Source organism: Neorhizobium tomejilense (genome assembly GCF_964254135.1).
GTDB lineage: Bacteria > Pseudomonadota > Alphaproteobacteria > Rhizobiales > Rhizobiaceae > Neorhizobium > Neorhizobium tomejilense.
Genome location: NZ_CAXUSO020000001.1, coordinates 26,897 through 45,294, shown reverse-complemented (window position 1 = coordinate 45,294; position 18,398 = coordinate 26,897). Strand labels below are relative to the sequence as shown.

At 61.5% G+C, this 18,398-nt stretch carries 18 protein-coding genes; 1 reads left to right on the top strand and 17 read right to left on the bottom strand.

The window, feature by feature from the left end:
- Positions 1-124 precede the first annotated feature (124 nt).
- The 14 genes from ACSQ3G_RS00230 to ACSQ3G_RS00165 all read right to left on the bottom strand — a co-directional run bounded on the left by ACSQ3G_RS00230 (position 125) and on the right by ACSQ3G_RS00165 (position 11,971).
- Positions 125-541 carry a helix-turn-helix domain-containing protein gene (locus ACSQ3G_RS00230; RefSeq protein ID WP_037079404.1) on the bottom strand — a complete coding sequence of 139 codons (417 nt, stop codon included), beginning with the start codon at positions 539-541 and terminating at the stop codon, positions 125-127.
- 151 nt (positions 542-692) lie between these two features.
- Positions 693-2,294 carry an apolipoprotein N-acyltransferase gene (lnt, locus tag ACSQ3G_RS00225; RefSeq protein WP_436108644.1) on the bottom strand — a complete coding sequence of 534 codons (1,602 nt, stop codon included), beginning with the start codon at positions 2,292-2,294 and terminating at the stop codon, positions 693-695.
- Between the two features lie 91 nt (positions 2,295-2,385).
- Positions 2,386-3,573 carry a hemolysin family protein gene (locus ACSQ3G_RS00220; protein WP_436108643.1) on the bottom strand — a complete coding sequence of 396 codons (1,188 nt, stop codon included), beginning with the start codon at positions 3,571-3,573 and terminating at the stop codon, positions 2,386-2,388.
- A 9-nt stretch (positions 3,574-3,582) separates the two neighbouring features.
- Positions 3,583-4,092 carry an rRNA maturation RNase YbeY gene (ybeY, locus tag ACSQ3G_RS00215; protein ID WP_436108642.1) on the bottom strand — a complete coding sequence of 170 codons (510 nt, stop codon included), beginning with the start codon at positions 4,090-4,092 and terminating at the stop codon, positions 3,583-3,585.
- Positions 4,093-4,110: 18 nt separating this feature from the next.
- The gene (locus ACSQ3G_RS00210) at positions 4,111-5,166 is read right to left on the bottom strand and encodes a PhoH family protein (protein ID WP_038539202.1); all 1,056 of its coding nucleotides are present in this window, start codon (positions 5,164-5,166) and stop codon (positions 4,111-4,113) included.
- A gap of 25 nt (positions 5,167-5,191) precedes the next feature.
- Positions 5,192-6,604, bottom strand: coding sequence for a tRNA (N6-isopentenyl adenosine(37)-C2)-methylthiotransferase MiaB (gene miaB / locus ACSQ3G_RS00205; protein WP_436108641.1), 1,413 nt, complete (start codon positions 6,602-6,604; stop codon positions 5,192-5,194).
- Positions 6,605-6,647: 43 nt separating this feature from the next.
- Positions 6,648-7,451: a lyso-ornithine lipid O-acyltransferase gene (gene olsA, locus ACSQ3G_RS00200; protein WP_436108640.1), complete on the bottom strand. Its 804-nt coding sequence runs from the start codon at positions 7,449-7,451 to the stop codon at positions 6,648-6,650.
- On the bottom strand, positions 7,448-7,876 hold the full coding sequence (locus ACSQ3G_RS00195; RefSeq protein WP_046603134.1) for a Fur family transcriptional regulator: 429 nt from the start codon (positions 7,874-7,876) through the stop codon (positions 7,448-7,450). Before ACSQ3G_RS00195 ends, olsA begins: the two co-directional genes overlap by 4 nt.
- A 41-nt stretch (positions 7,877-7,917) precedes the next feature.
- Positions 7,918-8,412, bottom strand: coding sequence for a GNAT family N-acetyltransferase (locus ACSQ3G_RS00190; protein ID WP_105424817.1), 495 nt, complete (start codon positions 8,410-8,412; stop codon positions 7,918-7,920).
- A 17-nt stretch (positions 8,413-8,429) separates the two neighbouring features.
- Positions 8,430-9,095: a tRNA (adenosine(37)-N6)-threonylcarbamoyltransferase complex dimerization subunit type 1 TsaB gene (gene tsaB, locus ACSQ3G_RS00185; RefSeq protein ID WP_436108639.1), complete on the bottom strand. Its 666-nt coding sequence runs from the start codon at positions 9,093-9,095 to the stop codon at positions 8,430-8,432.
- Between the two features lie 18 nt (positions 9,096-9,113).
- Positions 9,114-9,680, bottom strand: a complete 567-nt coding sequence (locus ACSQ3G_RS00180; protein WP_105404192.1) for a NifU family protein — start codon at positions 9,678-9,680, stop codon at positions 9,114-9,116.
- A gap of 115 nt (positions 9,681-9,795) precedes the next feature.
- Complete coding sequence (locus ACSQ3G_RS00175; protein ID WP_038539180.1) at positions 9,796-10,275, bottom strand: universal stress protein; 480 nt, start codon at positions 10,273-10,275, stop codon at positions 9,796-9,798.
- Between the two features lie 135 nt (positions 10,276-10,410).
- Positions 10,411-11,475: a tryptophan--tRNA ligase gene (gene trpS / locus ACSQ3G_RS00170; RefSeq protein WP_046630447.1), complete on the bottom strand. Its 1,065-nt coding sequence runs from the start codon at positions 11,473-11,475 to the stop codon at positions 10,411-10,413.
- Positions 11,476-11,572: 97 nt separating this feature from the next.
- A complete protein-coding gene (locus ACSQ3G_RS00165) occupies positions 11,573-11,971 on the bottom strand; it encodes a VOC family protein (protein WP_436108638.1) in 399 nt (132 codons plus the stop codon).
- A 374-nt stretch (positions 11,972-12,345) separates the two neighbouring features.
- Here ACSQ3G_RS00165 and ACSQ3G_RS00160 point away from each other — a divergent pair, with 374 nt between their 5' ends.
- On the top strand, positions 12,346-12,786 hold the full coding sequence (locus tag ACSQ3G_RS00160) for a peptidoglycan L,D-endopeptidase MepK (RefSeq protein ID WP_436108637.1): 441 nt from the start codon (positions 12,346-12,348) through the stop codon (positions 12,784-12,786).
- Here ACSQ3G_RS00160 and murJ read toward each other — a convergent pair.
- From murJ to ACSQ3G_RS00145, 3 genes are all read right to left on the bottom strand, one after another.
- On the bottom strand, positions 12,783-14,351 hold the full coding sequence (gene murJ / locus ACSQ3G_RS00155; protein WP_436108636.1) for a murein biosynthesis integral membrane protein MurJ: 1,569 nt from the start codon (positions 14,349-14,351) through the stop codon (positions 12,783-12,785). The genes ACSQ3G_RS00160 and murJ overlap by 4 nt on opposite strands.
- Before the next feature lie 24 nt (positions 14,352-14,375).
- Positions 14,376-17,213 (bottom strand): [protein-PII] uridylyltransferase, encoded by a 2,838-nt coding sequence (locus ACSQ3G_RS00150; protein WP_436108635.1) that lies wholly within the window; start codon positions 17,211-17,213, stop codon positions 14,376-14,378.
- 112 nt (positions 17,214-17,325) lie between these two features.
- Entirely contained in the window at positions 17,326-18,357 is a 1,032-nt protein-coding gene (locus ACSQ3G_RS00145) for a helix-turn-helix domain-containing protein (RefSeq protein WP_436108634.1), read from the bottom strand.
- Between the last annotated feature and the right edge of the window lie 41 nt (positions 18,358-18,398).

Sequence of the window (18,398 nt, the reverse complement as noted above, 5' to 3'; positions counted from 1 at the left end):
GCGTACAACGACATAAATATATCTTTATGTCTACAAGTCTGACATTCCCGCAACACCTCGATGCTCCGGTGCGGGCAACAAAAAAGCGGCCCGGAGGCCGCTTCTGTGTAGATATCAATGAGCCTTATTCGACCTCGGCATCCGCTGCCAGGGCCTTTACGAGATCTACCACACGCCGGCGAACTTTCGGGTCCGAAATCTTCACGAAGGCCCGGTTCAGTTGCAGGCCTTCGGAGGAGGAGAGGAAATCGACCACGTAGTTGGAGCTTGAGGCTTCCGCCATGCCGCCCTGACCGCCCTGATCGCCCGGCGCATCTTCGAAGAAGAAGGAGACCGGCACGTTGAGAATGCTGGAGATGTTCTGCAGACGGCTCGCGCCGACGCGGTTCGTGCCTTTTTCGTATTTCTGAATCTGCTGGAACGTAATGCCAAGGCTTTCACCGAGCTTTTCCTGGCTCATTCCGAGCATGGTCCGGCGAAGGCGAATTCGGCTCCCGACGTGAATATCGATCGGGTTCGGCTTCTTTTTGTTTTCAATCATAACGATGTCCTGACACGTTTGTTGTTCAATCCTCACAACCCGGTCTGCGTGTGGAGATACACTTCGTGCGGCTGGTCACAACAGGCTCAACGTTTGAAGCATATGGCGAGACGAAAGGCTGTGACCACTATGCAATTTTAGGGGTTTTTGGTCAATTCGTCCGGAAATTAAAACCAGCGCGCGAGATGGCTGCAATCAACAACATCGTGACAAGAACCAACCAGAAGTGCTGTTCCCGAGCAATCACATCCCAATGCGGGATTGAAATACTGCTCAAGGTTGCGTCCATCACGCCTTTTTGATTATAGTCCAAACCCCGGATCAGCCTCCCGAAGGGGTCAACAACTGCTGAAATGCCGGTATTTGCTCCGCGAATCAACGGCAGGCCGTTTTCGACGGCGCGGATTCGAGCCTGCTGGAAGTGCTGATACGGCCCCGGCGTCGCTCCGAACCAGCCGTCATTGGTAACATTCAGAAGCGCGCTCACCCGCTCCACGTCCGGCCCGATCTCGTCCGGGAAGATCGCCTCGTAGCAGATCAGCGGATAGAAGGTCCTGCCCCCCGGCAGGGTCAGCATGGCCCGCACCGGCGCGGCACTGAAGCCACCCGGCATGGCGATGGCATCGGGGATGCCGAGATTGCGCAGGAGATCCTCATAGGGAACATATTCCCCGAAGGGGACGAGATGCAGCTTGTCGGAGGCCGAAACGATCTGGCCTTGGCTGTCGATCACATAGATGGAGTTGTAAAAACGCGGCGCGAAGCCCGCGTCTGCATCTTCCGAACGGACCGCGCCGGTAATCAGAACCTGGCCATCCTGCAGTACCTCGGCGATGCGGGTCAGCGCATCCGGATTCTGGGTCAGAATGAAGGGCACCGAGGTTTCGGGCCAGACGATGATGTCCGGCCGCCTGCCACCGTTCTCAGGCGGCAAAGCCGACAACGCCAGATGTTCCTCGAAGATCGCCGCCCGTTCGGCATCGTCCAGTTTTCGCGCCTGGTCGATGACCGGCTGAACGATGCGGACGACCGGCTGATTGTCGGCGGCAGGCGCCGGCGCGGCGTCGGCAATCTGCAGACGGTAGGCGCCATAACCCAGATGGGCGGCAAACAGCAGGATGGCGAGCGTCAGTCCGGTCCGCATGCCCTTTCTGGTGCCGATCAGGGCGGGTGCCGAAAACACGAAGACGGCAAGAACCGTCACGCCGAAAATGCCGAGCACGGCTGCGGACTGCATCATCAGGGGCATGGGCATCGCGCCATATCCGACCGCATTCCAGGGAAAGCCGGTGGCGACGAAGCCGCGAAGCCATTCGGCAAGACCGAATCCGAAGGCGAGCGAGGCCATCCGCCCGAAACCATCCGACCAGAAGATGCGGGCGATCGCCGTCGCAAGACCGTAAAATAGCGCGAGATAGGCAGGCAGACCAAGAACCGCGAGCGGCAGCGCCCAGGCAAATTCATCCGCTTCCACCAGAAGCGCGTTGCCGAGCCACCAGAGGCCGGCGACGAAATAGCCGAAACCGAAGACCCAGCCGATCCAGAAGGCCGACCGGAACCGCGCGAACCGTCCCCCATCCGGATTGCCGGTGGAACCGTCCATCAGCCAGACGAGCAGCGTGAAGGAGATGAAAAGTGCTGCGAAGAAGCCGAAGGGCGGCAAGGCGAGCGCGCCGATCGCTCCTGCGAGAAAAGCGACGACGACGCGCGGGAAGCCCCAGAGAAGCATGATCCTGCCCGCCAGCCGCTCCATCTATGTTCCCTTCCGCCCCCGAATCAGCGGCTGCAGTCTTTCAAAAAATGGCGGGCTTGTCGTGAGATCAAAGAGGCGGAGACCTCAGGGATCATTCAGCCTGGTGATTGCGCCGGTCGGCATCCTGAGCGGATGGCGCCGGCAGCAGGGCAGTTGTCGGCGTCTGATCGGTGAGCAGCATTTCGCCCTCCCCTTTCTGACGGCGGCGCGCGAGCGTCCGCTTGCGCAGGATCCGGACGCGCTTGATGCGGCGAGGATCGGCCTCCAGGATATGGAATTCGAAACCGGGCACCGCCTGCACCACTTCGCCGCGCACCGGAATACGGCCAAGCGCGGAGAAGATCAGGCCGCCCAGCGTATCGACGTCTTCGAGGCGGTCGCGAATGTCGAAATCGGAACCGATCGCCTTGGCGATCTCCTCCAGTTCGATACGCGCATCAGCGACAAAGACGTCCTCACTGGTGCGGGAGAACATGACCTCGTCATTGTCATGTTCGTCCTCGACATCGCCGATCACCATTTCGACGATATCCTCATGGGTGACGAGACCGTCTGTTCCGCCATATTCGTCGATGACGAGCGCCAGCTGGGTGCGGGCGGCCTGCATGCTCTGCATGAGGTCGGAGGCGAGCATCGAGGGCGGCACGAACAGAATCTTGCGGATCAGCCCGGCTTCGGCAACCGTCTGCTCGAGATCGACGCGGCCGAGATCGAAGGCAGGCCGCGGGGTGCGGACGGTCTTTTCCGCCTTTTCCGGCTTGTCGGTGGCAAGCGGCATCGGCTGTGCGGGTGCGGCGCGCGCGCTGGTGCGGCGCTTGTTGCGCGCCTGCTTGGCCAGATAGGAGAGGAGGTCGCGGATATGGACCATGCCGCGCGGGTCGTCGAGCGTGTCGTTGTAGACCGGCATGCGCGAGCGACCGGTTTCCTCGAAATGGATCATCAGCTCGCCGATCGTCATGGTCATATCGACCGCCTCGATATCGGCGCGCGGCACCATGATGTCTTCGACGCGGATTTCACGGAACCGAAGAATATTGTGCAGCATCGCCCGTTCCTCGGGCGAGAAGGCATTGCTGATATTGGTGTCGGTCATCAGCGCATCGGCGAGGTCCTCGCGGAGCTTCTCGCCCTGCGACGGCCTGAGTAGCCTCACGGCGCGCGACCAGAAAGAGCTTTGGTGTTTTTGGGCTTCCGCTCGAGACGGACTACTGCCCTCTTCCGAGGAACTCGAGTCGGCGTCCTTGCCCTCACGGGTCGGGTTTGTCGAAAAGTCGTTCATTGGTCCAGACTATACTATCGGGTCTTGCCCCGCATAGGGGTCAGATAGGCCAAGAGCGGCCAAAATGCGAGTCTCCAACGCTTCCATTCTTTCCGCTTCGTCCGTCTGCAGATGGTCGTAGCCGAACAGATGCAGGAAACCGTGGACGAGCAGATGGGTCAGATGATCCTCGAAACTTTTATCGAGATCAACCGCTTCCCGCTCGACTGTCTCGCGAGCGATGACGATATCGCCGAGCATCGGGCCCGGCATCTTGCCTGGTTCGAGCGGAAAAGCCGGGAAAGACAGCACGTTGGTCGGCTTGTCCTTGCCGCGCCATTCGGCGTTGATTTCCTTGATCGCCGCGTCATCGGTAAAGACCAGCGACAGTTCGGGGGCGACTTTCGGAAAAGGTTGCTTCTCTTCCTTCGCCAGGAATTCCGCCGCCGCGCCAAGCGTTTTTTCGCTTAAGGCCAAAAGGGCCGGCTCTTCGGGCCAGCCCTCGTCTTCAATGCTGATCTGTATATCGAGTTGGGGCATAAGGTTTGGAGCCGACCGTTACCGGTCGACTTCCTCGCTCTCCTCGTGGACGGCATATTGCGCATCATAGGCCCGGACGATGCGGCCGACCAGCGGATGGCGGACCACGTCGGTATCCTTGAAGCGGATCACCGAAATGCCCTCGACGCCCTTCAGGATCTGCAGCGCTTCCACGAGGCCGGATTTCACGCCGCGCGGCAAATCGACCTGGCTCGGGTCCCCGGTGATGATCATCCGGGCATTTTCGCCGAGACGGGTCAGGAACATCTTCATCTGCATCGACGTAGTGTTCTGCGCCTCGTCGAGGATGACGGCAGCGTTTGCGAGCGTGCGGCCGCGCATGAAAGCGAGCGGCGCGATTTCGATGACGCCGGCGGTGATCGCCCGCTCCACCTTGTCGCCCGGCATCATGTCGTAGAGGGCGTCATAGAGCGGCCGCAGATAGGGATCGACCTTGTCCTTCATGTCGCCGGGCAGAAAGCCCAGGCGCTCGCCGGCTTCGACGGCTGGACGCGACAGGATGATGCGATCGACAGCCCCGCGCTCCAGAAGCTGGGCGGCATGAGCGACGGCGAGATAGGTCTTGCCGGTACCGGCCGGGCCGACGCCGAAGACAAGCTCCGACCGTTCCAGCGCCCGCATATAGGCGTCCTGGGTGGGGGTGCGCGCGACGACCGTCTTTTTCTTGGTGGAAATCTGGCTCATGGAGAGCTTAGCTTTTTTCTCCAGCGTCGGCAGCTGCAGCTGGTCGTCGGCCGCCTGCGCCATGCGGATCGCACCGTCGACGTCGGAGGTCTCGACCGAGCCGCCCTTCTGGATGCGTTCGTAGAGGAAATCCAGCGCCCGGCGCGCCTGGTTGGTCGCCGTCAGATCGCCGGAGATGGCCACCGAATTGCCGCGTGCCCTGGCATCGATATGAAGCCGCTCTTCGAGAAGTTTGAGATTCTGATCGAATTGCCCGAAAAGCTCGCTGGCGAACCTATTGTTCTCGAACGTCAGGACAAAGTGATTGGCGTCGGTAGCGGCGGTGCGGGGCTGGCGCGCGGATGAAGAAACCAATTCACGTCCGTTCAAGTAGGGCAAGCTCCTCGATGTTAGCTCAGGCTCCTATTAAACTCTCTGCCGGGTCGGCAAACAAGCTGTTCGGGCCGGTTCCACTGATTCGTACCTGGATAATGTCACCGATTTGCGATGTTTTTGCATCAACATTCACAGATTGAAGCCAGGGAGAACGTCCGATTATCTGTCCTGGCATGCGACCGGGCTTTTCCAGCAACAGGTCGATGACTTTTCCAACGCAGGATTTGGCGAATTCGGCCTGCTGTTTCAAGAGCAGGGCCTGCAATCTTTCCAACCGCTCCGCCTTCACCTCTTCCGGCACCTGATCGCCGAGGTCGGCGCCGGGCGTGCCGGGACGGGTCGAATATTTGAAGGAATAGGCTTGGGCGTAGTTCACGTCCTCGACGAGGCGCAGCGTATCTTCGAAATCCTTATCCGTCTCGCCGGGGAACCCGACGATGAAATCTCCGGCGATGGCGATATCCGGTCGGGCATCGCGGATGCGCTCGATCAGGCGCAGATATTCTGCACCCGTGTGGCGGCGGTTCATGGCTTTCAGGATACGGTCCGAACCGGCCTGGACCGGCAGATGCAGGTAGGGCATCAGGGTGCGCAGGTCGCGATGGGCCTCGATCAGCCGGTCATCCATGTCGCGCGGGTGGCTGGTCGTGTAGCGCAGACGCGCGAGGCCCGGGATTTCCGCCAGGCGATAAAGCAGGTCGCCGAGGCTCCATTCGCCGCCTTTGGGGCCTTCCGCACGCCAGGCATTGACGTTCTGGCCGAGCAGCGTGATCTCGCGCACACCGCCATCGACGAGCCGCCAAGCTTCGTCGACGATCTGCTGGACGGGACGAGAAACTTCCGAACCGCGGGTGTAGGGCACGACGCAGAAGGTGCAGAACTTGTCGCAGCCTTCCTGAACGGTGAGGAAGGCGGTGACGCCGCGGGCGCGGATCTTCGCCTTCTCGGTTGCCGGCAGGTGCTCGAACTTGTCCTCGACCGCATATTCGGTGTCGACGACAGGCTTGCCACCGCGGGCGCGTCTCAGCGCTTCCGGCAGGCGGTGGTAGGTCTGCGGGCCGATCACCACGTCGACGGCTGGCGCACGGCGGATGATTTCCTCGCCTTCGGCCTGGGCGACGCAGCCGGCAACGCCGATCATTAGCTCCCGACCTTCGGCAGCGCGTGCCTTCTTCATGTCGCGAAGACGCCCGAGCGCCGAATAGACCTTGTCGGCGGCCTTCTCGCGGATGTGACAGGTGTTGAGAAGGATGAGGTCGGCTTCGCCCATCTCTTCGGTCGGCACGTAGCCTTCGCCCGCCAGCGCATCGCTCATGCGGCCTGAATCATAGACATTCATCTGGCAGCCGTAGGTCTTGATGAAGACCTTGCGGGAATTCGGGCGCTGGGCCGGCTCGTCGGCGGCCACGGAAAGAGAGACGTGTTCGTTCATGGCTCGCTCCATACCGCAAGAAGACCCGGAAATGAAGCGTTTCCTAGAGCGCTTCGTAGTCACGGCCCCGCAGATGGCGGATCAGCATGCGCCGAAGCCGGCTCGTCACGGCCATGCTCAGGTGCTTGCGGTTGTCGCCGGCGCGGAAATCGACCGTTTCCCCGAAGGCGACGTCCACGTCGAGCGCGCCTTCCTTCAGGACGCCGAGCAGATGCGGCACGAGTTCGATATCACCCGGCCAGGCCGCGATCGGCCGATGGTAACGGCCCATGGCCATGCCGTGGATGCGGGTATAGGCAATCGCCACCGGCTGGACATGCACGACACCTTCCGGCGTGCGCTGCACCGCGGCGGCGGCAGCGCCGAACAATGACGACTTGACCTCCAGAAGGCGATTGCCGTCGGAAGTGGTGCCCTCGGGAAAAAGCACGACGATCTCGCCGGCTGCCATGCGCTCGGCGATCTCGTTCACCTGATCGCCGGTGCGGCGCTTCTGCTCGCGGGCGACGAAGATGCTTTTCTGCAGCTTGGCGAGCGTGCCGAAGACCGGCCACTCCGACACTTGCATCTTGGCAATGAAGACCACGTCGGCGATTGCGCCGAGCACCAGAATATCCTTCCACGACGCATGATTGCAGGCAAGCATCAGCGGCCGGTGGCGATCCAGCGTTCCGTGGACATGAATGCGGATGCCAAGCAGAAAACAGGCAGTCTTATGCCAGTAGCGCGGGATATAGCGGCGGATCTTGAGGTCGAAGGCGAGGCCGAGGAGCTGAAACGGCAACAGGACCAGCGTAACTGCGAAAAGAGCAACGAAAACGAAGCCGATCCGCGCCCAAGTAATCACTTATCGTCCTTGTCCAGCGGGATGCCGTAGAGCTCCAGCCGGTGGCCGACGAGACGGAATCCATGCTCCCGGGCAATGCGTTCCTGCAGAGCCTCGATTTCGGCCGAGCGGAACTCGATGACATTGCCGGTATTGAGATCGATCATATGGTCGTGATGTTCCTCGGGCACGGTCTCGTAACGCGAGCGGCCGTCGCGGAAATCGTGACGTTCGATGATCCCTTCGTCCTCGAACAATTTTACCGTGCGGTAGACCGTCGAGATCGAGATACGCGGATCGACCTTGGAGGACCGGCGATAGAGTTCCTCGACATCCGGATGGTCAACGGACTCCTGCAGGATACGCGCGATCACGCGGCGTTGATCCGTCATTCGCATGCCTTTCTCGGCACACAGCTCCTCCAGGGTCTTGGAAAGGTCTGTCATGTCGTCTTGGCCTTCGAAACGTTCCCGTAGAAACTAACGGACTAACGAAGAACTCGGCTCATGACAAGCGCCGTGGATCGCGTCCCGTCCGGGCCGGCATAATAGGCGGGGCGCTCGCCCACTTTCTGGAAACCGAGCTTGCGGTAAAGCTCGACAGCCGGGCGATTCGCCGCCTCCACTTCCAGGAACATGCTCTCTCCACCACGCGCCGCCGCCTCGCGCAGGGCGGCCTGCATCAGACGCCAGCCGAGGCCCACCCGGCCGAATTTCTCGTTGACGGCGACCGTCAGAATCTCCGCCTCGCCGGCCGCCTCCCGCGACAGAACGAAACCGCCGAGCGGCTTGGAGAAAAACGCATTGGTCTGACGCGCGACGAAACCGAAGACATTTTGCTGCAGGAGCAGGTTCTGGAACTCCCCGTCACTCCACTGACGCGGAAATCGCTGGCCATGCAGCTCGGAGATCTCCAGGCAATCGCTCGCCTCCATCGGCACGACTTCGAAATACGGCTTCCAGGTCAGGTAATCGTCGAGCATCGGCGCAGTCTGTACATTCACGAACGGGCAAGGGCAAAACCGGTCTGCGGTTTCGCATCTGGTCCACGAAGATACAATGGTTTGGGACGTTGCGCATCCACAGGTTTTTCAGCGGCGATGCGGGCGACGACTGCAATGTCGAAGCGGTCCCGCCCCTCATGTTCGGCCACTCCCTTGCCAAGGGATTGCTCTATCCAGGAGCCTGTCATTGCTGCCGAAAGAGACCTGGCGAGTTCCGAAGCGTCTTCCGGCGAAAGTGCTGCGGGTTGGCTCAACGCTTCCCCGTTGGCGGAAAACGCCTGGGTGTAGACCTCGTTGCGCTTGGCATCCATGGCAACAACGACCGGCTGGTCGGGATGTTCGCCAAGAAACTTGAGCGCCAACGCCTCGAGCGTTGTTACGCCGATCGATTCGACACCAAGCGCGAGCGCGAAACCACGGGCGGCGGCAACACCGACGCGAATGCCGGTGAAAGAGCCGGGGCCTATGACGACCGCGACGCGCTCTACGGCTTTGAGAGGAAGACCGGCTGCAGCGAGCGCTTCGTCGATGACCGACATCAGCCTTTCGGCATGGCCCTTGCCGATCGTCTCGGTGACTTCAGACAGCACTTTGCCCGCGGCGCTGTCATAGAGCGCTGCGGAGCAATCCACCCCGGCGGTATCGATGGCGAGAACAATCATTCAACGGTGCCGGCGGGCTCAGAGCGCTTCGACGGCCTGCACTTCCGGAACGAAATGCTTGAGCAGGTTCTGCACCCCGTGCTTCAGCGTCGCCGTGGAAGACGGGCAGCCGGAGCAGGCACCCTTCATGTTGAGGTAGACCGTGCCGTCGCGGAAGCCCTTGAAGGTAATGTCGCCGCCATCCTGGGCGACGGCCGGGCGGACGCGGGTTTCGAGCAGTTCCTTGATCGTCGCGACGATCGTTTCGTCGTCCTCGTCGAAGAACTCGCCTTCCACGTCGGATGCTTCAGCAAGCGTGGACGTACCGCCCATGACCGGCGCGCCGGACATGAAATGCTCCATGATCGAGCCGAGGATCGCCGGCTTCAGGTGCTGCCATTCGGCGCTTTCCTTGGTGACGGTGATGAAGTCGTAACCGAAATAGACACCGGTGACGCCGGAGATGCCGAACAGGCGCTCGGCCAGCGGAGATGCTTCCGCCTCGCCGGCATTGCGGAAATCGGCGGTGCCTTTTTCCATGACGACTTTGCCGGGCAGGAACTTCAGGGTCGCCGGGTTGGGGGTGGCTTCCGTCTGAATGAACATCTCGTCTCTCCTGGGGCACGGCGCCCCTCGCAAATTTAGAACTCTTCAAAAGAAGATAAGCCGTATCAGCTTTTCGTTCAAGTGCTCCTTTGCCTGCGCAAGATCAAGTCCGCAATCAGGCCAGTGCGTCGATTTCCTCGGCCGTCAGCGTGTCGGGCAGCACGGTGACGGGAATCGGGAAGGCAGCAACGGCGGACACCAGGGGTCCCGGCCCTTCCTTGGTTGAGCCGGCCGCCAGCACGAGGACCGCAATGTCGCGGTCTTCCTCGACCAGCTGGATGATCTGCTCGCTGGCGTTGCCTTCGCGGATGACGATTTCCGGATCGATGCCGATCGTATCGCGCACCTTCTGGGCGGCCTTGGCCATCACCGCATCGGCCTCTTCGCGGGCCTCGGCACGCATGATCTGCTCGACGCCCAGCCATTGCTGGAAATCGCCTTCGGGAATGACGAAAAGCAGGACGAGACCGCCATTGGAGTTCTTGGCGCGGCGCCCCGCGTAGTGGACCGCCTTTTCACATTCCGGCGTGCCGTCGATGACCGCCATGAACTTGCGCCGGTGCCCTTCAAGCCGCGAAAGCCGTTTCGATACCATGCCGCCCCTCCTTCGCATGTAGACGACCCAAGCAGTCGTGATGCGGAACTTATACCAACCGGAAAAAATGAAAACCCGCCACGAATGTCGTGACGGGTATGCAATCTTTGCGTGGCCTGAAAGGCGCCGATAATCTCAGCGCAGGAAGCCGACGATGTCGAAGACGTCTCCCATGACCTTCTCGGCGCGGGCGCGGGCGCGCTCGCCACCATCCTTGAGGATGGCATCGATATGGGTCGTGTCGTCCATCAGCCGGCGCATTTCGGACGTGATCGGCGCAAGCACGTGCACGGCGAGGTCGGCCAGAGCAGGCTTGAAGACCGAGAACTGCTGGCCGCCATACTCGGCGAGCACGTCGGCCTTGGTCCTGTCCGCAAGGGCTGCGTAGATGCCGACCAGGTTGTCGGCTTCTGGACGGCCCTTGAGGCCTTCGAGTTCGCTCGGCAGGCCCTCCGGATCGGTCTTGGCCTTACGGATCTTCTTGGCGATCTCTTCCGGCTCGTCCATCAGGTTGATGCGCGACAGATCCGACGGGTCGGATTTCGACATCTTCTTGGTGCCGTCACGCAGCGACATGACGCGCGGCGCCGGCCCCTCGATCAACGGCTCGACCAGTGGGAAGAAACCATGGATCGGCTCCTCGCCGACGACCATGTCGACGCCGGTGCCGGCGGCGCGGATCTTCTCCTGGAAGTCGATGTTGAACTTCTGGGCGATATCGCGGGCGAGTTCCAGGTGCTGCTTCTGGTCGTCGCCGACCGGCACGTGGGTGGCGCGGTAGACGAGAATATCGGCGGCCATCAGGCTCGGATAGGCGAGCAAGCCGAGCGAGGCGTTCTCGCGGTCCTTGCCGGCCTTGTCCTTGAACTGGGTCATGCGGTTCATCCAGCCGATGCGGGCGACGCAATTGAAGACCCAGGCGAGCTCCGCATGCTGCGGCACAGCCGATTGGTTGAAGACGATATGTTTCTTCGGATCGATACCCGAAGCGATGAAGGCGGCGGCGATCGAGCGGATCTGCCCCCGCAGGTCGTCATGGACGAGCTGGGCGGTGATCGCGTGCAGATCGACGACGCAATAGATGCAGTCGTTATTTTCCTGCAGCGCCACGAACTTGCGGATCGCGCCGAGGTAGTTGCCGAGATGGAGATTGCCGGTCGGCTGGACGCCGGAAAAGACAAGCGGCTTGAAGCTATTCATATCGTCCTCAATTAGGCTGGTGGAGGGCCCCAGACCCGAAGGGTCATGTTGCTAACGCGCGGGCTTATGCACGGCGAAGCGCGGAGGATCAAGAGCATCAGCGAGCCGCGTGTTCAATCAGATCCCAGGTGTTGCCGTAGGGATCGGCAAACACCGCCACCGACCCGTAGACCTCGTGGCGCGGCTCCTCGAGGAAACGGACGCCCTTGGCGGTCATGGCGGCATGATCGCGGGCGAAATCGTCCGTCTTCAGGAAGAAGCCGACTCGGCCGCCGGTCTGGTTGCCGATTGCCGCCTTCTGCGTGTCGGTGACGGCCTTAGCCAGCAGCAGTGCCGCGCCCTCGCCGCCCTTCGGCTTCACCACGACCCAACGCTTGCCCTCCGGTTGCACGCTGTCCTCCAGGCAATCGAAGCCGAGTACGCCGCAATAAAAATCCTTGGCCCGGTCGTAGTCGTCGACGATCAGGGCCACCAGAAACAGCGATTGGACGGGCATCAAAAACTCCGGACTCGATTGACTTTCAGCCGACCGAAAATTGCGGGCGACGGCGGTCCTGGCAAGGGTGAAAGACCGCTTAAGGGCGCCTCCCGGAACACTACGGCGACAAAAGAACCACCACCATAACCATTCGAGGTAGGGCCGGGAAAGGGCTACCTCTTTGGGAGCATCTTGCCTACGTCAATACTCCTAAAGGGAAAATCTTTCCTGGGGTGCCTCCGAATAGATTAACGGATGTTAGTCTTTTAGGCAGCCATAATCCCATTTCTGAGCAAAAGTCTCCTTATTCGCGCCCCTTTTGGAAAGGAAATACCCAAGCGTACCACGGTTAACCGGTCATGAACGACCCGGTCTGTCCTCGGGGGATCCCCATGCGCATCATATTTCGCGTCGCGCTTTCCTGCCTATTGGCGCTAGGCCTGAATGTCACCGCAGAAGCTGGCGAAAGCCAAAAGCGAAGAAGTACTTCCTTCAAGCACGATTATTCAGCCTTCTTCACCGTGCAGCGGGTCAGCGTTCGCACGAGTTGCTTTCCGGAAAAACTGGGGGCCATCCTTGCGCATATCGCGCGAGAGACCGGCCGCAAGCCGATGGTCACGTCCGGCCATCGGCCGCATTCGGGCAGGTCGCAGCATAGTCATTGTTATGCGGCCGACATCCGGGTGCCGGGCGTATCGGAACGAGCAATCCTCGCCGCTGCAGCCAGCGCACCCGGCATCGGCGGCATCGGCCGCTATTGCAACGGCATCGTCCATGTGGACGTCGGGCCGAAACGCCGGTGGGCATATTGCGGGCGGCGCAAGCGGGGTTAGGCCTTCGGCTTCCGCTTGATGTTCCGGCGTATCATGCCGATGTCGGCGCCGCCGATCAGGAAGGCGCAGGCGAAATAGACGGCCATCGCCAGGACAAGCAGGCAGGAGAGCGCCGCGACCTGGTGGAGCAGCAGGGCATCCGGGGCCAGCCACGGGCCGGCATAGCGGAGTGCATAGATCAGCGCTGCGGACATGATCGCGGTCGAAACGAGCAGCAGGGCCGTACGCCTCGCGAGCGCCCATTCCCAGGTGAGATGGCCGCGCCAGACGAGCGTCGTGAACAGCAGGATGGTATTTGTCCAGCCCGCCGCAGCCTCGGCCGTCGCGATGCCGCGCTCGGCGATCAGCGGGAAAAGCGAAATCGCCAGGCCTGAATTGATGACGACCGAGAGCATGGTGAAACGCATCGGCGTCCTAGTGTCCTCGCGGGCATAAAAACCCGGCTGCAGCGCCTTGATCAGCACGAAGCCCGGCAGGCCTATGCCATAGATCGCGAGGATTGCGGCGACGACCGAGGTGTTTTCGGCGGAGAAGGCGCCGCGCTCGTAAAGCACGCGAATGATCGCGTCCGACAGAATCCAAAGCCCGGCTGCGGCCGGAAGCGTCAGGAACAGCACAAATTCGATCGAGCGGTTCTGGGTATTGGCGGCGTCCTTGAGATGCCCGCCCTTCAAGGCACGGGCAAGCTCCGGCAGGAGCACGACGCCGACGGCGACGCCGACCACTCCGAGCGGAAGCTGGTAGATTCGGTCGGCATATTGAAGGGCGGCGATCGCGCCTTCCTTGCCGGATGCGATCGCCTGGCCGATGATCTGGTTGATCTGGGTGATGCCGCCGGTGACGGCAGCCGGCACTGCGAGTATGAGGAGGCGCTTGACGTTCGGCGTCATCCTGGGGCGGCGGAAGCCGATGTTGATGCCGGCATGGCGAACGCCGGCATAAACCACCGCGAGCTGCAGGATGCCGGCGGCCAGGACGCTCCAGGAGAGATACCAGGCGATGGTCAGCGGATCGGCATGGGTCCAGAGGCCGTAGAGCAGCGCCGCGATCATCACCACGTTCAGGAAGACCGGAGCGATGGCGGCGGCAAAGAAGTGATGCAGTGAATTGAGCATGCCGCTCATCATCGCCGTCAGCGACATGCACATCAGATAAGGGAACATCACCACCGCTAAGCGGATGGTGATGGAGGTCTTTTCGGGATCGTCGGCGAAGCCCGGGGCGATGATCCATTCCACCAGCCATGGCATCATCAGTTCCATGACGATGGTGATGATCATCAAGGCGGAGAAGAGGACGCCGAAAACCTCTTCCGAAAAGCGCTTGGCGCCCTCGACGCCGTTCGCCTCGATCTCTTTCGAAAACAGCGGCACGAAGGCGGCGTTGAAGGCACCCTCGGCAAACAGCCGGCGGAAGAGGTTCGGGAAGCGGAACGCCGCATAAAAGACGTCGGCCATCGGGCCGGTGCCAAGCGCTGCCGCCATGAAGGTTTCGCGCGCAAAACCGAAAATCCGGCTGCCGAGGGTCGCTCCGCCGACTGTCGCGAATTTCCGGACTAGGCTCATCGAGAAAGGCTCATCGGACGGAACTCATACGCTGGCCTTGGACTTGCGCGGCTGGGACGACTGGTCCGGATTGGGGGCCGGCGCGATCATGCCCATCGGCATGCCGCTTCGCAGTTCGTCCTCCTGCTCGGACATCACAGCCTTCAGGCGCGCGGCGATATTGCCCTGGCGGTTCTCGTTGACGACCTTCTGGCCGACGAGATCGGTGACATAGAAGGTATCGATGACCTTTTCACCGAAGGTGGTGATGCGTGCCGAATGGATGTCGAGCGAGAGATCGGCGAGCACGGCGGTGATATCCGCCAGCAGGCCGGTGCGGTCGAGGCATTCCACCTCGATGACCGTGAACTTGTTCGACAGGCCGTTCGAGAGAATGACCGACGGCGGAATGGTGAAGGTCTTGTTGCGTTTGCGGGACTTGGCACGCGTCGCGATGACTTCCGGCAGGCGCTTCTTGCCCGACAGCACGTCCTCGATCATCCGGCTGATCGTGCCGGCGCGGCGCAATTCGTCCTCGTCCACCGGGAATTCCCGGTTGATCAAAATGGTGTCGAGTGCCCGTCCGTCCGAGGTCGTGAAGATCTGCGCATCGGCGATGTTGGCGCCCGCCGCAGCGCAGGCACCGGCAATGATCGACAGCAAGCGGGGATGGTCCGGCGCCAGGACGGTGATCTCGGTGATGGCGTGGAAACTGTCGGTCCTCACCATGGTGGCAAGTGCCTGGCCTGCCTTGTCCGTGTCTCGGAGGAACCTCGTGTGACGAACCTGGTCGTCCAGCGAGACCGACAGGAGATAGGGCTGGTAATGCAGTTTCGAATAGGTGCGGCGGTCCTTGGCGCTCCAGTCGGCCAATGCCTTGACGAGCTCTTCCTCGGCGACCTTGGCGCGCTCCTTGCGCGATACCTCGGAAAAGCCGCCCGATAGCAGTAGCTCGGTCTCGTAATAGAGCGTGCGCAGCAGCTGGCCTTTCCAGCCGTTCCACACACCCGGGCCGACGGCGCGGATATCGCATATGGTCAGGATCAAGAGCAGCTTCAGCCGGTCCATCGACTGCACCTTTTCGGCGAAGTCGGTGATCGTCTTGCGGTCGTGCAGGTCGCGGGTCTGGGCCGTCATCGACATCAGGAGATGCACTTCGATCAACCAGACCACGAGTTCGGTCTGCTTGGCATTGAGGCCGAGACGCGGGCAAAGCTTGCGCGCGATGCGGGCGCCTGCGATCGAATGATCCTCCTGGCGGCCTTTGGCAACGTCGTGCAGCAGCACGGCGACATAAAGCGCCTCGCGCTCTTCGACGCTCGGCATCACCTTGTTGGCGAGCGGGTGGATATCGGCAGCCTTGCCCTTGTCCACTTCCGAGAGCGCCTCGACCGAGCGGATCAGATGCTCGTCGACGGTATAGTGATGATACATGTTGAACTGCATCATCGCGACCACCTTGCCGAATTCCGGAATGAAGCGGCCGAGCACGCCCGCCTCGTTCATCCGGCGCAGCATCAGCGCGGGATCACGCCGCGAGGTCAGCATCGAGAGGAAAAGCCGGTTGGCCTCCTCGTTCTCGCGGACATCGTTGTCGATCAGCGAGAGCGAGCGGGTCATGCGCTTCAGCGCATCGGGATGGAGTTCCAGCCCGTTGATATCGGCCACATGGAAGAAGCGGATGATATTGACCGGATCGCGCTTGAAGACGTTCGGATCGGCAAGCGTGATGCGGCCGCGGTCCACCACGAATTCCACGGTGCCGGGGATCTTGTGAAGGCGTTTGGTGAAGCGTGAGATGACGCGGTTGGTGAGGCCGGGTGCCGCCTTCGCCTGCTGCTCCTCCAGCGCGGCGCAGAGAATGCGGGTCAGATCGCCGACATTCTTCGACACGAGGAAATAGTGCTTCATGAAGCGCTCGACGGCGGAGAGGCCGGGGCGCGAGTGATAACCGAGGCTTTCTGCGATCTCGCGCTGGATATCGAAGGAGAGACGCTCCTCGGCCTTGCCGGTCAGGAAATGCATCTGGCAGCGCACCGCCCAAAGGAAGTCGTCAGCCTTTTCGAACGAGCGCGCTTCCTCGCGGGAAAGAACGCCCACCTTGACGAGTTCCGTTGTTTCGCGAACCCGATAATAGTATTTCGCGATCCAGAAGAGGGTATGAAGATCGCGCAGTCCGCCCTTGCCTTCCTTGACGTTGGGCTCGACCAGATAGCGCGTATCGCCGGCCTTCTCGTGGCGATTGTCGCGCTCGGCCAGCTTGGCGGCGATGAATTCCGGACCGGTATCGGCGACGATCTCCTTGTCGAAACGGCTCTCGAGGTCGTTCACCAGCGCCTCGCGGCCGCAGATGTAGCGGCTTTCGAGAATGGCGGTGCGGATCGTCATGTCCGTCTTGGAAAGACGGATGCATTCTTCGACGGTGCGGGTCGCATGACCGACCTTGAAGCCCATGTCCCATAGCACATAGAGCAGGAACTCGACGGCCTTGCGCATGGTCTCCGTATTTCGGGGGGGCAGCAGGAACAGGAGATCGATGTCCGAACCAGGTGCCAGCGTATCGCGGCCGTAACCGCCGACGGCCGCCACGGCGATATCCGTGCCCTCGCTATAGAGGCCCTCGGCAATCGTCTCGTAGAGAACGCGGATCAGCTGATCCTGTAGCCAGGAGATGCGGCGGGCGCAATTCAGCCCGCTGCCGTCCTTGGAAAGGAGCTGGCGGGCCTTTTCGCGGCCCTCGACGCTTGCCCGGCGCAGCAACGGCAGAAGCGCCGCCCGCAATTCGAGCTGGGGGCGATCCTTGTCCTTGACGATCGCCCTGCAATCGGCCCGAAGACGGGCCACGTCGAGAAGTTCAGAAAAATCGATGTCGTGTCTGGCCATGTTATCCTGCCGGTGCCCGGCCTGCGGAGGGAGGCTATAATCGTTTTGAGGCACCTTGACCAACGATTATCATCATCGGACGTTTCAAAGTTGTTGCTTCCTGCGTCGAAGTTCAAGCCGATGTTTTTCTGGCACCGGCGTCTTGCGCGGCCCTTGCCTCCGCCCTCCACTGCTTGGGGTTCGTCCCCGTCACCCGACGAAATTCCCGATTGAAGTTCGATTTCGTCGAAAATCCGACGTCCAGCATAATCTGGATCACCGTCCGCTCGGTTTCCTGCAGAAGGCGGCAGGCTTCGGCGACGCGGCGGTCGTTGACGAACTGCGAGACATTCAGCCCGGTCATCCGATTGACGGCGGCAGAGACCTCACGGGCCGGAAGCCTCGCCTTGCGGGCGAGCTTTGCGAGGCTCAGGTCCTCGCTCCTGTAAAGCTCCCCCTCCTCCAGGGCCGCTTCGATACGGGATAGCGTGGCCTTGTCTTCTTCAGTCGGCTTGAGTGCGGGGGAAACGGCACTTGGTTTGGGCGGGGAGAAATCGGGGGCGAAATAATAGACAATCACGGCGGCTATCGCCGCGAGGTTCATCATTGTGACAGCCAACGGTACATCGCCGGCGCCGTAGATATCGGTGTAAACCGCCAATGCGGCATCGCTGACGGCGAAAAACAGCATCAGGCCCGCGGTCAATCGGGCGGCGCGCACGGCTGGGCGAACCCGCTGCAGGGAGGCCTCCGCCATCACGTCGTCGCCGCCCGAAAGGGTCAGACGGTAAAGCGCGACGCCATAGGCGAAAAAGATCACCAGCAGCAGCGGGTCGACAAGATCACGGAAGAAGCCAACCGCCACGGCCACGACACAGGGCACCGCGGCGTGCAACCAGGGCCGATCGAGGGGTTTTGCGGTCAGGCCGCGGAACGCCAGGAAGGCAAGCGGCGGCATAATGGACGCGGTGATCGGCAGTAAGGGCACCAATCCATTGACGCCGTAGCCGAAGCGCAGCCCTACGCCGACGCCCTGAAATGCATAAAGCACAAGGAAGGCATGGAAATAACGCCGCGTGCCGGGCAGTTCGACGCCCTTCAGGCTGCGATAAAGCGTCAGCGCGAAGACGAGACCGGCAAGAAAAGGCAAGGGAACGGACAACACGCAGGATACCCGATGAAACGGCCTCGATCATGATCTCGGAG

Bases quoted from the DNA above. Each gene is read 5' to 3' on its own strand.
- ACSQ3G_RS00195 (WP_046603134.1), bottom strand. From the start codon at position 7,876: ATGACAGACCTTTCCAAGACCCTGGAGGAGCTGTGTGCCGAGAAAGGC.
- ACSQ3G_RS00180 (WP_105404192.1), bottom strand. From the start codon at position 9,680: ATGTTCATTCAGACGGAAGCCACCCCCAACCCGGCGACCCTGAAGTTC.
- ACSQ3G_RS00150 (WP_436108635.1), bottom strand. From the start codon at position 17,213: ATGGCCAGACACGACATCGATTTTTCTGAACTTCTCGACGTGGCCCGT.
- trpS (WP_046630447.1), bottom strand. From the start codon at position 11,475: ATGAATAGCTTCAAGCCGCTTGTCTTTTCCGGCGTCCAGCCGACCGGC.
- lnt (WP_436108644.1), bottom strand. From the start codon at position 2,294: ATGGAGCGGCTGGCGGGCAGGATCATGCTTCTCTGGGGCTTCCCGCGC.
- ACSQ3G_RS00220 (WP_436108643.1), bottom strand. From the start codon at position 3,573: ATGAACGACTTTTCGACAAACCCGACCCGTGAGGGCAAGGACGCCGAC.
- tsaB (WP_436108639.1), bottom strand. From the start codon at position 9,095: ATGATTGTTCTCGCCATCGATACCGCCGGGGTGGATTGCTCCGCAGCG.
- ACSQ3G_RS00160 (WP_436108637.1), top strand. From the start codon at position 12,346: ATGCGCATCATATTTCGCGTCGCGCTTTCCTGCCTATTGGCGCTAGGC.
- ybeY (WP_436108642.1), bottom strand. From the start codon at position 4,092: ATGCCCCAACTCGATATACAGATCAGCATTGAAGACGAGGGCTGGCCC.
- miaB (WP_436108641.1), bottom strand. From the start codon at position 6,604: ATGAACGAACACGTCTCTCTTTCCGTGGCCGCCGACGAGCCGGCCCAG.
- ACSQ3G_RS00190 (WP_105424817.1), bottom strand. From the start codon at position 8,412: ATGCTCGACGATTACCTGACCTGGAAGCCGTATTTCGAAGTCGTGCCG.
- ACSQ3G_RS00165 (WP_436108638.1), bottom strand. From the start codon at position 11,971: ATGCCCGTCCAATCGCTGTTTCTGGTGGCCCTGATCGTCGACGACTAC.
- murJ (WP_436108636.1), bottom strand. From the start codon at position 14,351: ATGAGCCTAGTCCGGAAATTCGCGACAGTCGGCGGAGCGACCCTCGGC.
- ACSQ3G_RS00230 (WP_037079404.1), bottom strand. From the start codon at position 541: ATGATTGAAAACAAAAAGAAGCCGAACCCGATCGATATTCACGTCGGG.
- ACSQ3G_RS00175 (WP_038539180.1), bottom strand. From the start codon at position 10,275: ATGGTATCGAAACGGCTTTCGCGGCTTGAAGGGCACCGGCGCAAGTTC.